This is a genomic window from Pauljensenia sp. 20925_1_27, assembly GCF_041432835.1.
Classification (GTDB): domain Bacteria; phylum Actinomycetota; class Actinomycetes; order Actinomycetales; family Actinomycetaceae; genus Pauljensenia.
The window spans coordinates 84,626-99,145 of sequence record NZ_JAPWAH010000007.1; the positions used below are offsets into that span (position 1 = coordinate 84,626).

At 66.0% G+C, this 14,520-nt stretch carries 10 protein-coding genes; 3 read left to right on the forward strand and 7 right to left on the reverse strand.

The window, feature by feature from the left end:
• Positions 1-48 precede the first annotated feature (48 nt).
• Both O3684_RS05835 and O3684_RS05840 read right to left on the reverse strand, forming a co-directional pair.
• Entirely contained in the window at positions 49-1,239 is a 1,191-nt protein-coding gene (locus O3684_RS05835; RefSeq protein ID WP_500065583.1) for a S8 family peptidase, read from the reverse strand.
• A 147-nt stretch (positions 1,240-1,386) separates the two neighbouring features.
• Positions 1,387-2,094, reverse strand: a complete 708-nt coding sequence (locus O3684_RS05840; RefSeq protein ID WP_500065585.1) for a class I SAM-dependent methyltransferase — start codon at positions 2,092-2,094, stop codon at positions 1,387-1,389.
• Between O3684_RS05840 and O3684_RS05845 the strand changes: the two genes are divergently transcribed.
• Positions 2,093-3,433, forward strand: a complete 1,341-nt coding sequence (locus O3684_RS05845; RefSeq protein ID WP_500065588.1) for an isochorismate synthase — start codon at positions 2,093-2,095, stop codon at positions 3,431-3,433. The genes O3684_RS05840 and O3684_RS05845 overlap by 2 nt on opposite strands.
• Before the next feature lie 889 nt (positions 3,434-4,322).
• Here the strand turns inward: O3684_RS05845 and O3684_RS05850 are convergent.
• The 3 genes from O3684_RS05850 to O3684_RS05860 all read right to left on the reverse strand — a co-directional run bounded on the left by O3684_RS05850 (position 4,323) and on the right by O3684_RS05860 (position 8,603).
• A complete protein-coding gene (locus tag O3684_RS05850; protein WP_500065590.1) occupies positions 4,323-5,750 on the reverse strand; it encodes a S1C family serine protease in 1,428 nt (475 codons plus the stop codon).
• Between the two features lie 126 nt (positions 5,751-5,876).
• Positions 5,877-7,535, reverse strand: coding sequence for a 2-succinyl-5-enolpyruvyl-6-hydroxy-3-cyclohexene-1-carboxylic-acid synthase (gene menD / locus O3684_RS05855; RefSeq protein WP_500065592.1), 1,659 nt, complete (start codon positions 7,533-7,535; stop codon positions 5,877-5,879).
• A 9-nt stretch (positions 7,536-7,544) separates the two neighbouring features.
• Positions 7,545-8,603 (reverse strand): o-succinylbenzoate synthase, encoded by a 1,059-nt coding sequence (locus tag O3684_RS05860; RefSeq protein ID WP_500065594.1) that lies wholly within the window; start codon positions 8,601-8,603, stop codon positions 7,545-7,547.
• A 346-nt stretch (positions 8,604-8,949) separates the two neighbouring features.
• Between O3684_RS05860 and O3684_RS05865 the strand changes: the two genes are divergently transcribed.
• The gene (locus O3684_RS05865) at positions 8,950-9,930 is read left to right on the forward strand and encodes a 1,4-dihydroxy-2-naphthoyl-CoA synthase (RefSeq protein ID WP_500065596.1); all 981 of its coding nucleotides are present in this window, start codon (positions 8,950-8,952) and stop codon (positions 9,928-9,930) included.
• A 35-nt stretch (positions 9,931-9,965) separates the two neighbouring features.
• Here the strand turns inward: O3684_RS05865 and O3684_RS05870 are convergent, their stop codons facing one another.
• Complete coding sequence (locus O3684_RS05870; protein WP_500065598.1) at positions 9,966-11,129, reverse strand: hypothetical protein; 1,164 nt, start codon at positions 11,127-11,129, stop codon at positions 9,966-9,968.
• A 232-nt stretch (positions 11,130-11,361) separates the two neighbouring features.
• Here O3684_RS05870 and O3684_RS05875 point away from each other — a divergent pair, with 232 nt between their 5' ends.
• A complete protein-coding gene (locus O3684_RS05875) occupies positions 11,362-12,375 on the forward strand; it encodes a hypothetical protein (protein ID WP_500065600.1) in 1,014 nt (337 codons plus the stop codon).
• A 50-nt stretch (positions 12,376-12,425) separates the two neighbouring features.
• Here O3684_RS05875 and O3684_RS05880 read toward each other — a convergent pair whose 3' ends face one another.
• Positions 12,426-14,159 carry an alpha-glucosidase gene (locus O3684_RS05880; protein ID WP_500065603.1) on the reverse strand — a complete coding sequence of 578 codons (1,734 nt, stop codon included), beginning with the start codon at positions 14,157-14,159 and terminating at the stop codon, positions 12,426-12,428.
• Positions 14,160-14,520 lie beyond the last annotated feature (361 nt).

Genomic DNA, 14,520 nt, shown 5'->3' on the forward strand with positions numbered 1-14,520 from the left:
CCCCACACAAGGGGCCCCGGCCTCTCACTGCGTTTGTCGAGGTTTCTTCTACTTCGCGTGGTAGCGCGGGCTCGTGCCGAGGTGTGTCGGGTACGGGTTCGTGGTTGCTCCGAGAACGGATTCGTCCAGGCCGCGGTAGGTGTAGGAGTTGTCGAAGACAATCTCCGCCGGTGGGACGACGCCGTCGACATACTGCGCGATCTCCTCGGGGGTCGGGCTGGACCCGCCTCCCTTGTCAGCGAGGGGGTTGACGTCGGGGTACTGACTGGGATCAGTGCTCATCATCGTCGCTGGGCTCGCAACACCGTAGCCGGTGTACTGATTCCAGCCGCCGTCCGGGTTGACGGTCGTGTGTATCAGTAGTTGCAGCAGCTGGTTCGACGTCGCGTCGGGCCATTTCTGGCGAGCCATTGCGAGGAATCCTGCGACGATGGGCGTGGAAATGGATGTTCCCACAGTCTGCGTCATCTGCGCAGTCCCGTAGTCATATGCCTTGATAGGGCCACCAACGGCTGCTGTAGTGACGGACGACCCCCACGACGAGTAGTCTGCTCGCGCACCATTGACATCAACCGCGGAAACACCAACTACTCCAGACCAAAATGACAGGCTTCCCGCATCATTTGCGCTACCCGTATTACCGATACCAGCAACGATGATCGTCCCCGAAGCGGCAGCACGAGCTAGCGCCCATTTCAGAGATGCGTCTCGGTCTTGGGACGAGATGGAAATGCTGACGATGCCTGCACCGTCATTAATCGCGTGATTGATCAATGAAGCATGCGTGTAAACGCTTGTATCCTGACACGACGGGTCTGGTGCCGAGCTTCCACTGACAGTCTGATAGCTGTACAGAGTCGCTTTCGGAGCAACCCCGTAGTCACGTGCAACGAGAATCGAAGCAACCTCAGTACCGTGACGCCGACTATCATCATCAGGTTTGATCTGACATGGACTTTTATCAAGGATTGTCGCACCTGCAAGCTCTGGTCGCGAGGTGTCGACCGGCCCATCAATCATCGCGATCGTGACACCTTGACCCGTGTAGCCTTTAGCCCTCGCCTGGTCGAGGTGATAGTACGCAAAGTAAGGCTGATCGGCTGCGGTGATGGTATCCGCGGCCTGTGCCGGAGCAATGGGAACTGCGACAACTCCCAGGGCGAAAGCGGACGCAGAGGAAACAGCGAGCGAGATGCGCATGGCCTTGTGCTTAGTGGTCACCATTGGCGGCGATCCCATCCGTCGTCCTCACGCTTCGCTGGGGTCAGGTCCTTGTCCGAGCCGTAGGTCTGAGACATGGGATTCACGTAGCCTTCCGGCAGCCTACTCATTGCCCTACTCTCGATTGTCATCTTTATTGCCCCGGCCTCGTCGCTATCGAAAAAATTACGGCAGCGGCTTGACCGCGCGGTGCAGGCAGGCGATGCCGCCGGTGAGGTTGCGGTACTCGACCTCGCTCCAGCCGTTGGCGGCGATCATGCGGCCGATCTCCTCCTGGGCGGGCCACTGGCGGATCGACTCGACCAGGTAGTCGTAGGCGCCGTCGTTCGTGGAGGCGACGCGGGCGATCGTCGGCATGACGGTCGACTGGTAGACGTTGTACAGGCCGCGGAAAATGCGCGAGGGCGGCGTGGAAAACTCCAGGACCACGAGGCGGCCGCGCGGGCGCACGACGCGCGCCATCTCGCGCAACGCCAGCTGCGGATCCGGAATGTTGCGCAGGCCCCACGAGATGGTGACCGCGTCAAAGGTGCCGTCCTCGAAGTCCAGGTCCATGGCGTTGCCGTGCACGAACTCGATCTCGGGGTGGCGCTCACGGCCCACCTCGATCATGCCTTCGGACAGGTCGCAGGCGACGACTTCGGCGCCGCCCTTGGCCAGGGAGGCCGACGACGTGCCGGTTCCGGCGGCCAGGTCGAGGATGCGTTCGCCGGGGTGCGGGGCGACCGCCTTGCGCAGGGCGGTCATCCACACGTTGTTCAAACCGCCCGTCATCAGCGTATCCATCGCGTCGTAGCGAGAAGCGACGGAGTCAAACATTGAGGCGATCTCTTCGGGAACCTTGCTCAGGTCCGCGCGCGGGGATTCAGTCATGCGTCAATACTCGCACGTCTTCCAGCGCGCCGCCGCCCCTGCTCCTACCATGGGACCCATGCACAACGACTTCGGATGCTCGCGCCTGGCCTTTCGAGCGCTTGCCCTACCCCCGCAGCACCCGGGGTCTACTTGCTCACTAACGTCCCTGCTTCCCGCTTCTGGGGGCGCCGCCTGGCTGGGTGAGCGCCGCCAGATGATCGGCCTGGGACGGGCGCTCACGCTCGAGTCCGCGACCCCCGATGCAATCGCCGAGGTGCGCCGCGCGTGGGAGGCGACCCCGACCTCGGCAACTGACCCGTTCACTGACGCAGCACGCCCCGGCGAGAGCGCCCCCGCCTCGTCCCCCGTCGGCGGCACCCCCTCCCCCGTCCTGTTCGCGTCCTTCGCGTTCCGCTCCCCCGCCCGTTCGGTCGCGTTTGTGCCCGCGCTGACTCTCATCGACGAGGCTGGGGCCCGCTGGGCGATCACGGCGGGCATTGGGGACGCCCCGGATCCGTTGGCGGCTGTTGACGCGGCCGTTGCCGAGGCGAGGCCCACCCCGCGCGTGCCGGAGTCCCTGACGTTTGGGCACGGGTCGATGTCGCGCGGACAGTGGCGCGACTCGGTGCGTGCGATGGCGCAGCGCCTGCGCGAGGGGGCCGCCGACAAGGCCGTCATGGCGCGCGATATGACGGTGCGCTGCACCCACGGCTTCGATGAGCGTTTCCTGCTCGAGCGCCTGAGCGACCTGTATCCGTCGACGTGGCGTTTCTGCGTGGATTCGCTCCTCGGCGCGTCCCCGGAGATGCTGATCGCGGCCTCGGGCGGCACGGCGACCTCGCGCGTCCTGGCGGGCACGTGCAAGCCCGGCGAGGGCGAGATGCTCGCGTCGAGCGCGAAGGACCTGCGCGAGCATGACCTGGCCTCGAAGTCCGTGTCCTCGGTTCTGACGCGGCTGTGCACCTCGGTGACCGCGCAGGGTCCGTTCCTCCTGTCCCTGCCCAACGTCGTCCACCTGGCGACGGACGTGCACGCGCGCCTAGGGTCGGCGCACCTGTTGGATCTGGTGGCTGCGCTGCATCCGACGGCGGCCGTGTGCGGCACCCCGCGCGACGCGGCGATGCGCCTCATCGAAGAGCTGGAGGACACCGAGCGCGGCCGCTACTCGGGGCCCGTGGGCTGGGTGGACACGGCGGGGAACGGCGAGTTTGCGATCGCGCTGCGCTGCGGGCTCACGTCGGGCACGCGCCTGCGTCTCTTCGCGGGCGCTGGCATCATGCCGGATTCCGACCCGGACGCCGAGCTGGCCGAGACCGAAGCGAAGATGCGCCCGCTCCTGGACGCCCTCGGGGTCTGAATCGCGCAGGGTATTGCGGCACGCCGGTACCCACTTCGGGTACCTCAATGGCTTGATTGCGCCAGCATTCCACCCCATCGGGAACATTCCACCTCATCGGGAACATTCCACCCGATCAGAACGGGTTGAATCTTCCCGATCAGGTTGAATCCCCTTGGATACAAGTCCAGATGCGGGGCATCACATCAACGCGCAGCACTTCAGCTGCCGAAAACTGCACATATACGCCCTCGCAAGCCCACCACGCGTAGGCCACCCGTGACGGAGCATTGCACCAGTTAGCGAGCATTACACCGGTTAGGGAGCATTGCACCGGTTAGGGAGCATTGCACCAGTTCCCAGCCGGTGTAATACCCAGCTAAGTGGTGTAACACCACTTAGGAACAAGCCAAAGCGTGGTCACGAGGAAGGCTATCGATCCACATCCTGCATCGCGCCCTGTGTCCGACCTTCAAGAGCCCGTCCCCACGCACGCCGAAACCCACTTCGGGCACCTCAACGGCTTGATTGCGCCAACGCTCCACCCCATCGGGAACATTCCACCCCATCGGGAACATTCCACCCGATCAGAACGGGTTGAATCTTCCCGATCAGGTTGAATCCCCTTCGACACAAGCCCAGATGCGGGGGCCTCCCATCAAGGCGCGGCACATCAGCGGCCGAAAACTGCGCGTGTGCGACCGCGCACGCCCGGCACGCATCCGGCACACAAGAGGTCGGTGTACGTGCCACCAACCGCGCACAGAAGCCAACACGCCACGCACCCCGCCACGCACAGGCCCGCCGCCCCTTCACAGGGACAGCGGGCCTCGTCGGTGCATGGCACTCAGGTCACGCAATACCGGGCACGCACAGCGCCCACAGCGCACGCACGCACGCGACACGCACCTCACTGAATCCGCACGGACACGTCCTGCGTGGCGCCGTCGCGCACGATCGTCATGGCGACGGTGTCGCCGGCCTTGTAGCGGCGCACGTAGCCGATGAGCTGCTTGGGGCTGGTCACTTCCTGGCCCTCGACCTTGACGATGACGTCGCCGGAGCGAATGCCCGCAGCGGAAGCGCCGGAACCGGCGGACACGTCCTGAACCTCGGCACCCACGTAGGTGTCGGAGCCGACGGTCGTCGTCGCGGCCTTGACGGTCACGCCGAGCATGCCGTGGGACGCCGAACCGGTGGCGATCAGCTGGTCAGCGACAGACACGACCAGGTCGGAAGGGATCGCGAAGCCCAGGCCGATCGAACCCGCTTGGCCGTCGGAGGACGTGGCGAGCGACTTGATCGAGGAGTTAATGCCGATAACCGCGCCGGTCGCGTCGAAGAGCGGGCCACCCGAGTTGCCGGGGTTGATCGACGCATCGATCTGGATCGCGTTGGTCACGACGAGGTCCGAGGACGCCTGGGTGCTGTTCTGCGACGAGCTGTCCTCGTCCACGGAGACCTCGACAGGACGGTTGAGGGCCGAGACGATGCCGGTCGTCACGGTGTTCGACAGGCCCAGGGGCGCGCCGATCGCCATGACGGGGGCGCCGACCTCGAGGTTCGCGGAGCTGGCGAAACGCGCAACAGTCAGGTCTGTGGGCGGGTTCTCTAGGCGGATGACGGCCAGGTCGGTGGTCTTATCGTGGCCGACGATCGACGCGGAGTAGAGGCGCCCGTCCGCGAGGGTCACCTGGATCTGGCCGCCGCCCAGGACAGAGGAGATGACGTGGTAGTTCGTGACGATGTCTCCCTGCGCGTCGTAGATGACGCCCGAACCGGTGCCACCCGACGATGCGCCCTGGGTCTGGATCGTGACGACGGCGGGCGACACGGCGGAGGCGACGTCCGTCCAGTCCGTCCCAGAGCTGTTCGACGCGGGTACGGCCGCGACCGTTCCCCCATTCAGGTTGGTCGGCGTGGAGGCGCGCAGCATGGCTGGGCGCGCGTAGAACACGGCGCCGAGCGTCAAGCCGATCGTCACGAGCATCGCGCAGAAGAGGGCGACCCAGCCCGGCCCCTTCTTGGTGACGACGACGGTGGGAGCAGCAGCCGTGGGAGCGGGAACCGCCTCGGGCGAGGCCGGGGCCGCGTATCCGCCGTAGGGTTCGCCCGTGGGAGCGTAGTAGGTACCGCCACCCGCGCGGGTTTCCTCGGCGGAGGGGGTGGGCATCTCGCGCGTGGCGTCCTGCGCGGCCGGCAGTTCCTGGGTGGCCGGCAGTTCCTGGGTGGCCGAGGGGTCCTGAGCCGTCGCACGCTGCGGATAGGTGGGAGCCGAGGCCGTGATCGCATCGCGCGACGAGTCGGCGTCGGGGGCCGGAATCTGAGACTCGTTCATGGTTTCCTCTGATGTCAGTTCGTTATCTGTCCACCAGTATGAGTCGATTCCTCAAAGGCCCACTGAAAGCGTCCTGTAAGTTTCCTGAAAACCGCTGCTCTCACAGCGAACAGGCTCCCACGACGTTTAGTTGAGGATGTCCCGGATGGCCGCGTACAGGTGTGCACCGCGCTCGACGGGGACATGGACGAGGCGGGGGCCGGCCTGCGGGGTCTCCAGCACGCGGGCGAGCTGCGCGGGATTGTCGACGCGGGCGAAGGCCAGGCGGTATGCGGCCGCGAGCGCCTCGTAGTCCACCGTCTGGGCGACGCCGAACCACCGGTCGTAGGCCTCGGGGGTGGTGGCGCGCCCGTGTTCAAGGGTGGCGAAGATTCCGCCGCCGCGGTCGTCGGCGACGATGATGTCGAGGTGTGCCCGTGCGGCCGCTGCCAGGGCCAGGGAGGATGCGTCGTGGCAGGCCGTCAGGTCGCCCATGACGGCGGTGACGCGCTCGCTCGCAGGGACCGTGGCCCCGCCGACGCTCCCGGCGCCCACGGCGATACCGACGGCGGTCGCGATGGTGCCGTCGATGCCGGCCTGTCCACGGTTGGAGTGAACGGCGCGTCCCTCCAACGTTGGCACGGCCAGGTCGAAGGCGCGCACGGGGTTGGAGGCGCCGAGGACGAGGGGCCCGCTCGTGGAGGCGGCGACGGCTCGCGCCAGGTCAAGCATGGTCCGGCCCGAACCGGCGGCGAGCAGAGATTCGATGCGCTCACCTGCGTCACGCGCGGCGTCGCGCACGCGCGACGCCCACTCGGCCTGCGGGGCGTCGACGGGCCCTCGCGCGGGCTCCAGGTCGGCCACCACGACCGAGGCGTTGCCCGAGACGTCGACCCACGGGGCGTGCGGGTCGACGAGGATGACGCGCACGTCGGGTCGCGCGAGGAGCGCGTGGATGGGGCGAGACAGCGTCGGACGGCCCGTGACGACGACGGTGTCAACCTCGCGCCCGAGGGGTGAGCACACGAGGGACTGCTCGAAGGGGGTCACTCCCCCGCCAGCCCACGCGCCCGAGGCCGGTTCGGCGAGGAGCGGGAATCCCGACGCACGCGACCACTCGAGGGCGCGAGGCGACGCCCCCTCACCCGCGACGATCAGCCCGGCGGTGGCAGGACCGACCACGTCCTCCCAGCGCGCGCTCACGGGGGAGGCGGCGAGCACCCGGGTCGGGCGCGGGACGAAGGAAGCCCCGGCCTCGTCCCCGGAAGCCGAAGCAGACGCGGGCGTGAGCGGGTCGCGGAAGGCGACGTTGATCTGGACGGGCCCGGGGGTGCCCGTGGGCGCGCCGCACGCGGCGGCGACGCAGCGCGTCAGGTGTCCGACGAGCGTAGCCGAGGCCTCCTGGGGCTCCAGGTCCACCTGCGCGCGCACGTGGGTGCCGAAGAGCCGAGACTGGTCGGTCGCCTGGGACGCGCCGACGCCTCGCAGCTCGCCGGGGCGGTCGGCCGTCAGGAGGAGGAGCGGCAGGCGCGCGTGGGAGGCCTCGAGAACGGCGGGCGCGAGCTCGGCGACGGCCGTCCCCGAGGTGACGACGATGGCGGGCAGGGCTCCGGTGCGAGCCAGCCCGACGGCCATGAACCCGGCGCCGCGCTCATCCAGGACGGCGCGCGCGTCGCCGCCGAAAGCACCGGCCTCGAGGGCGTAGGCGAAGGGGGCGCTACGCGATCCCGGGCAGTACAGGACGTGCGTGAGGCCCAGGGCGTCCAGGGACGCGAGGATGGCGCTGGCGGTGTCGACGGAAGGCATAGGCCCAGCCTACCGGCCTCCTGCCCCCAGGTGCTCAGCCATGCCCTCCAGGCGCATGCCCCAGCGGGAGACGAGATCGCCATCGACGGGAGTGCGGTCAATGAGTTCCTGGTCGGGTTCGCGCCGCCCCACGGGCAGGCGTCCGCGCTCGGGAATCAGGGGCTCGGTCACATCCCCCACCAGCAGCGAGGCCGTGGCCAGGCCGGCCGCCCGGGGCACGCCGGGCACTGCGGCGGCCGCGGCGACGCCGACCGACAGGCCGACGGAGGTCTCGAGGGCCGAGGAGACGACGACCCCGAGCCCGCTCTTGCGCGCCACGCGCAGGGCCGCGCGCACGCCTCCGAGAGGGGCCACCTTGATGATGACCACGTCGGCCGCCTCCTTGCGGGCGACCTCGAGCGGGTCTTCCGCGCGGCGAATCGACTCGTCCGCGGCGATGGGAACGTCCACCGAGCGGCGCACCTGCGCCAGCTCATCGACAGTGAGGCAGGGCTGCTCCACATACTCGATGGGAACCACGCCCGCGGCGGCAGCCATCGCGGGGATCGCGGCGCGAGCCTCGTCGACCTCCCACGCGCCGTTGGCGTCGAGGCGGATCATCGCCTGCCCACCAACCGTCTCACGCAGGGCATCGGCGACGGCCGCGATGCGCGCGCAGTCGCGACTCAGGCTCACGCCGGGTTCTGCGACCTTGATCTTCGCGGTCGCGCATCCGCCCGAGGCCTTCACTCGCTCGTAGGCCTCTTCGGGGGAAATGACGGGGATCGTCACGTTGACGGGCACGAACTTGCGCCGAGGCACCGGCGGGAATCGGCGGGCAGACTCGAGCGCGGCCGCCAGCCAACGGGACGACTCAGCGTCGTCGTAGTTCCAGAAGGGCGCGGCCTCTCCCCAGCCGGCGTGACCGTGCAGAAGGAGACCCTCGCGGCGCGTCACCCCGCGGAAACGCGTCGTCATCGCTACCTTGTACACCAATATGTCGTCGACGCCTTCGAGGGCGTAACGCGCTTGGCGACTCAGCGTACGCATCGGAATGCGCATGAGCGTCGGTTGCGGCGCTGCATTCATGAGGAGCCTCCTTACTTACCGGTAATATTATCGCGCAACCTTGGCTTCGCAACAACTCGATCACGCTGAAACTTGTATGCGATTGTGCAGTAAGCGCCCCAAAGTGACAGACTCCCTGACAGAGCAGAACGCCTGGCAAATACAAGAGTATGTCACGACACACGCATCAGTGACTAGTTATCTCACCATCTGCGAACACGAGAGCATCCTTTGTTCCGATTGGTTAGGTTGCACACGCCCACCGCCTCGGAGGGCCTGGCTACCCCTTCAGCAGGGCCCGTCGAGCGCCCACCCGCACGCACGCGCACGGCAGCCCGCCCACGCCTCGTCGATTAGAATCCGAGGCATGAGTGCACTCCCCTTCGTCTCCGACACCTTCGATCCGACGCGCTGGCGCGAGGTCGAGGGCTTCGACTTCGCCGACATCACCTACCACCGGGGCATCTCGCGCGGCCCCGAGGTGGACGGCCGTCCCGAAGGCACCGACATGCCGGTCGTGCGCATCGCCTTTGACCGCCCCGACATCCGCAACGCCTTCCGTCCCGGCACGGTCGACGAGCTGTACCGCGCGCTCGACCACGCACGCCAGACCTCCTCGGTCGCGGCCGTGATCCTGACGGGCAACGGCCCGTCGGCGCGCGACGGCGGCTATTCCTTCTGCTCCGGCGGCGACCAGAGGGTCCGAGGCCGCGACGGGTACCGCTACGAGGTCGAGGGCGCGGACCCGGAGGCGGCCACCGCCCAGCGCCGCGAGCAGATCGACCCCGCGCGCGCCGGACGCCTGCACATCCTCGAGGTTCAGCGCCTCATCCGCACGATGCCGAAGGTCGTCATCGCGGCCGTTCCCGGCTGGGCCGCCGGGGGCGGGCATTCGCTGAACGTGGTCGCAGACCTGTCGGTCGCCTCCATCGAACACGCGGCCTTCATGCAGACGGACGCGAACGTCGGCTCCTTCGACGCGGGTTACGGCTCGGCGCTCCTGGCCCGCCAGGCGGGCGACAAGCGGGCGCGCGAGATTTTCTTCCTCGCGCAGCGCTACGACGCCGAAACCGCCGAGCGCTGGGGCGTCATCAACCGCGCCGTCCCCCACGCGCAGCTGGAAGAGACCGCGCTGGAGTGGGCTGCGACCGTCGCGACGAAGTCCCCGCAGGCCATCCGCATGCTCAAGTTCGCCTTCAACCTGGCGGACGACGGGCTGGCCGGTCAGCAGGTCTTCGCCGGTGAGGCCACGCGCATGGCGTACATGACGGCCGAGGCACAGGAGGGGCGCGACGCCTTCCTCGAGCATCGCGCCCCCCGCTGGGAGGATTACCCCTACTACTACTGAGGCCTGACCCGCCGCTCAGCCTCGAGATGCGTCCCCTATTCGCGGGGAGTGAGCGTGATCGCGGTAATCGTCTGATGCCTCTTATCGTCATAGGTGACAGTGACAGTACCCGTGTAATCCTGAGTGTTACCAGTTGCTGGATCGCGCGCTTCCAGCGACGTGACTGTGAACGAGGTGGGCGAATCGAGCGTCACCGCGATATTAAAGGCATCACGCGTTGAATTCATCCGATTGCGCGGCACCGGGTCGTAGACGCCCCTCGTGAAGTCTGGACACAGATTGGCATCCTGAATCTCGCCATTAATACAAGAAATCATGACGGTCCCCACCTCCAGAGCAGTTTCTCGTTCCAATAACGTTTTATCCGATGAGAAGGGAGAAACAGAAACATCCTCATTCACGGGAACGAAAGGCACACGGACCAATGACCCCACAGTCGCATAATCTTCGTCATAGGGAAACTGGCTGCTTTTTGGAACCGCAACGATACTCATGTCGATAGAGAAGGAGCGCGCACCAATCTGATAGAGGCCCGGATAGAGCGTCAGAGAGACCGTGTGCACCGCCTCGGGCCATCCTTCACTCGGATCGAACGTTTCAATGGCGTCATTATTGAAGAACGCGGCGGAAGTGCCGGCGGGGAATGTGACGACCACGCGACGCGCGAGGCTGGTGGCGATCATCCAGGGAGCGTCGACGCTGTCTCGGCGCGCCACCATCTCGATACTCTCCTCACGCGCTGCCATCCCGACGCGAGGGGTGCTCGTGACATCAAAGGTCGCAGTGAGCCTGTCCGGGGACATCTCCCCCTCGGACACCGTCAAGGAAAAGAAAGTGCGAGCCTCAACCCTGAAGTCCTCCCCCGCATCGCTCAGCATCCAATTGGGGTCCGTAGAATCTGCGAGGCCATCCATCGCAGCCGCTTCGTCGATGCGCCCACCCAAGACAGCGTCACAGTAGGCGTACACCACGCTGGTGGCACCGGCGAGCGCCTCGTTATCCCTCTCCCGGTTGACGCGCTCCACGTGGGAGTGCCACGCGAGCACAGACACGGTGCCGCCGATGAGGACCACGACGGCCACCACGCTCGTCAACCAGTAGCGGCGGCGCGCGAAAAACACGGGAGGCTGGACAGACCAGCGCAGCCGCTCGCGCACCACACGCGCGTACAGGCGGTGATAAAGCTTCTTCGCCGTCATGACGCCTCTCTCACGTAGGAGCGAAAAACCTGACCGCTCCACATATTATCGGACCGTAGCGTTATCGGTAGCACGCCGGAGCACCCACCCCAGGAAGAGCACGACGCCTGCCCCAACCACCGCACCGCACTTGGAGGATTCTCCCGACAACTGAGGCCCCGGAATGTTCAAGTGTTTGCAGCGCCGAGTGACCCCTTGCTATCGTTCGATGTTGCACACCCTGGGAGGTTCCATGTCACGCATTGAGACAGCAACGACTGCCTCGTCGACGGCGTTGCCATCGCGCCCGTCGCGGCGCAAGCGCTGGATCGCCACGGCCTCGTGCGTGGGCCTCGTGGCCGCCATCGCAGGAGGGGGATACTGGTGGCACTCGACGCGCGTGCCAGACCTGACGCGGATCGAGGCGTGGAGCCGCTACATGGAACTCATTGAATCCGGGAAGTACGACGAGGCACTGTCGTATTCGCCCTACCTCCAGGACACCAGCAGGAATGGCAATCATATCGAATTCCTGTCCGACGCTGCGCACGCGCACGCACCCAGCATGGTATCCATCGAGCCAGTCGATATCAACTCCTACGCCATCGAGGGGCGTGTTTCCTTCGACGACGGCACAGAAGCCTTGGGTACGACCGTCACCGTGCTGTCGCAGAAGGACAAGGCCAATGGCAAGCTTGGTTGGTGGCACATTGACGCCCCATCCTTCGGACCAACAGTCACCCTCATGGAGTTAGACAACCTTCGCAGCGTGCGGGTCGGCGACGTATCGATCGATAACCCCCAAGGCTGGTACTACCTATTTCCCGGCAGCTACCGCATCGAAGCAGTCCCCCAGAACCCGGACTACTGGACAATCAAATACGAGCGCCCATTAACCGACGGCGCAGGAGAAATCCGCACCAACATCGCGATAAACCCCTTCACTATCGAAGCCAACGATACGCTCAAGGAATGGGTTCGCGTGCAAAGCGAAGCATTCGCGTCATCTTGCCGCACCGGAACACCCGATGCCTCCAGAGAAGACGCCTGCGGTGCCCTAGCATTGAGCACTACACCGTTCGACCCTACCCAAGATTATCTTTCCGTCGACCTCGTAGGAACAACGTCTTTTGTCCTAGCTGTATCGACTGGCGAAACAGCCCCCACGGATGATAAGCACACACCGAATAACGCCCGGTTTAAGTGCACCATCGACTTCGCTTACGACGGTGCGACGCCGACGCTGGAGTGCGCTCTGGATAAATGATTCATGATGTGTACACGAACATACGCCAGCACCCAGGGGCCACGCGCCCCTCACGCGAGGTAAACGCGCGCCTCCCACGGCACCAGGACTGCAGGGACTCCCCGCTCGGTCTCGGGCAGGTCGCGGTTGGATAGGAGGAGCTCTCCGCTGATTTCACGTGCCGCGTCACCGAGGGAGGCGGGCTGCGAGGAGAGGTTGACGAGGACCGTTGCCACGGCCTCGCCGAGGGTGCGGCGATAGGCGAAGATCGCAGGCGAGGGGGTCGCAATTCTCTCGAACCTTCCGGAGGCGATCACCGGCAGGCCGTGGCGGACGTCCACGAGCGCGCGATAGTAGGCGTACACGGAAGAGGGATCACCGACCTGGGAGGCGGCGTTGATCTCCCGATAGTTCGGGGTGACGCCAATCCACGGGTCCCCCTCCGTGAAACCGGCGTGCTCGCTCGCGTCCCACTGGACGGGCGTGCGCGCGTTGTCGCGTCCAGTCGCGCGCATACCTGCCAGGACGGCCTCGGGGCTCTCCCCCGCCGCCACGGCCTCGTGGTAGTAGCGCAGCGCCTCAACATCACGGAAATCGTCGAGGCCGTGGAACGCCCCGTTGGTCATGCCGAGCTCCTCGCCCTGGTACACGTAGGGGGTGCCACGCAGCATGTGCAGGGCGGTGGCCAAGGCGGTCGCCGACTCGTAGCGATACTTCTCGTCGCCGAAACGGCTGACGGCGCGCGGCTGGTCATGATTATCCAGGTAGAGGCTGTTCCACCCGACCTCGCCCTGGGCCTCCTGCCAGGCGCTTAGGCAGTCCGCGAGCTCGCCGGGGCGCAGCGGGCGCGGGTGGAACTTCCCCGCCTCGAGGCCGAGGTCGACGTGGTCGAATTGGAACACCATGTCGAGCTCACGCCTGGCCGGATCCGTGAACAACAGGACGTTATCGCGGCGCACGCCGGGAGTTTCACCGACCGTCATAGTGCCGCTGCGCCCGTCGAACACCTCGCGTCGCATCTGCGCGAGATATTCGTGCAGGTGAGGGCCTTCGGAAAAGTACGGGAAACCCTCGCCCCACGCGCGCCCCGGATAGACGACGCCGTCGGGCAGGCTCGGATCCTTCGAGATCAGGTTGATGACATCCATGCGGAATCCGTCAACGCCGCGGTCGAGCCACCAGTTCATCATGCGATAGACGGCGGCACGCACGTCGGGGTTGTCCCAGTTCAAGTCAGGCTGCTTCTTGTGGAACAGGTGCAGGTAGTACTGCCCCGTGGCCTCGTCCCACGCCCAGGCCGAGCCGGAGAAGAAGGACCCCCAGTTGTTGGGCTGTGCCCCGGCCTCGCCTCCCACGCACCCGGGGCGAGGGTCACGCCAGATGTACCAGTCGCGCTTCGGGTTATCCCGGGAGGAACGCGACTCGACGAACCACGGGTTCTCGTCGGAAGAGTGGTTGACGACCAGGTCCATGACGAGGCGCATGCCCCTCTCGTGGACGCCCTCCAGCAGGGCATCGAAGTCCGCGAGCGTCCCGAACATGGGATCGATGTCGTAGTAGTCGGCGATGTCGTAGCCGTTGTCGGCCTGCGGGGAGGCGTAGATCGGCGAGAGCCACAGGACGTCCACTCCCAGGGATTTCAGGTAGTCGAGCTTGGAGCGGATCCCCGCGAGGTCCCCGAAGCCGTCGCCGTTGGAATCCTTGAAGGAGCGCGGGTAGATCTGGTAGACGACCGCGCCCTTCCACCACTCGTCGGCCCCCAGGCCGTTGCCGTGGGGGTGTAGCGCATCGTTACAGAAGAACATGGAGCACCTGCCATACGTTGAGGTCGGGGACATCGCCCCACTGCCATTAGGCGCAGAGTACCGCGTCCGGCGCGGCTCGACACGACGCAGGCGGCGGGGCGGTGCGGGCAGTGGCCCTCAGGTTGCTGCACGAAGCCGACATCCAAAGTCGCATGCAATTCCCGCAGAGCCCACATACACGACGGCACGAAAGTGGCAGAATTTCAACGGTTCGATTTCATAACTTGAAATATCTTAAGGGGAATTGCATGCGAAATTTCTCCCAGCCTGATAAGAGGTAACCACAAGCACTGCGCACACGCAGACAGACACTCATCACGAGTAGCCGAACCGGCCCAACCGGTACAAAACTCTCCCCGCA

What these genes read in the sequence shown, in the direction of transcription:
- O3684_RS05835 (WP_500065583.1), bottom strand. Translation starts at nt 1,239, where the DNA reads ATGGGATCGCCGCCAATGGTGACCACTAAGCACAAGGCCATGCGCATC.
- O3684_RS05845 (WP_500065588.1), top strand. Translation starts at nt 2,093, where the DNA reads ATGCGTCAATACTCGCACGTCTTCCAGCGCGCCGCCGCCCCTGCTCCT.
- O3684_RS05840 (WP_500065585.1), bottom strand. Translation starts at nt 2,094, where the DNA reads ATGACTGAATCCCCGCGCGCGGACCTGAGCAAGGTTCCCGAAGAGATC.
- O3684_RS05850 (WP_500065590.1), bottom strand. Translation starts at nt 5,750, where the DNA reads ATGAACGAGTCTCAGATTCCGGCCCCCGACGCCGACTCGTCGCGCGAT.
- menD (WP_500065592.1), bottom strand. Translation starts at nt 7,535, where the DNA reads ATGCCTTCCGTCGACACCGCCAGCGCCATCCTCGCGTCCCTGGACGCC.
- O3684_RS05860 (WP_500065594.1), bottom strand. Translation starts at nt 8,603, where the DNA reads ATGAATGCAGCGCCGCAACCGACGCTCATGCGCATTCCGATGCGTACG.
- O3684_RS05865 (WP_500065596.1), top strand. Translation starts at nt 8,950, where the DNA reads ATGAGTGCACTCCCCTTCGTCTCCGACACCTTCGATCCGACGCGCTGG.
- O3684_RS05870 (WP_500065598.1), bottom strand. Translation starts at nt 11,129, where the DNA reads ATGACGGCGAAGAAGCTTTATCACCGCCTGTACGCGCGTGTGGTGCGC.
- O3684_RS05875 (WP_500065600.1), top strand. Translation starts at nt 11,362, where the DNA reads ATGTCACGCATTGAGACAGCAACGACTGCCTCGTCGACGGCGTTGCCA.
- O3684_RS05880 (WP_500065603.1), bottom strand. Translation starts at nt 14,159, where the DNA reads ATGTTCTTCTGTAACGATGCGCTACACCCCCACGGCAACGGCCTGGGG.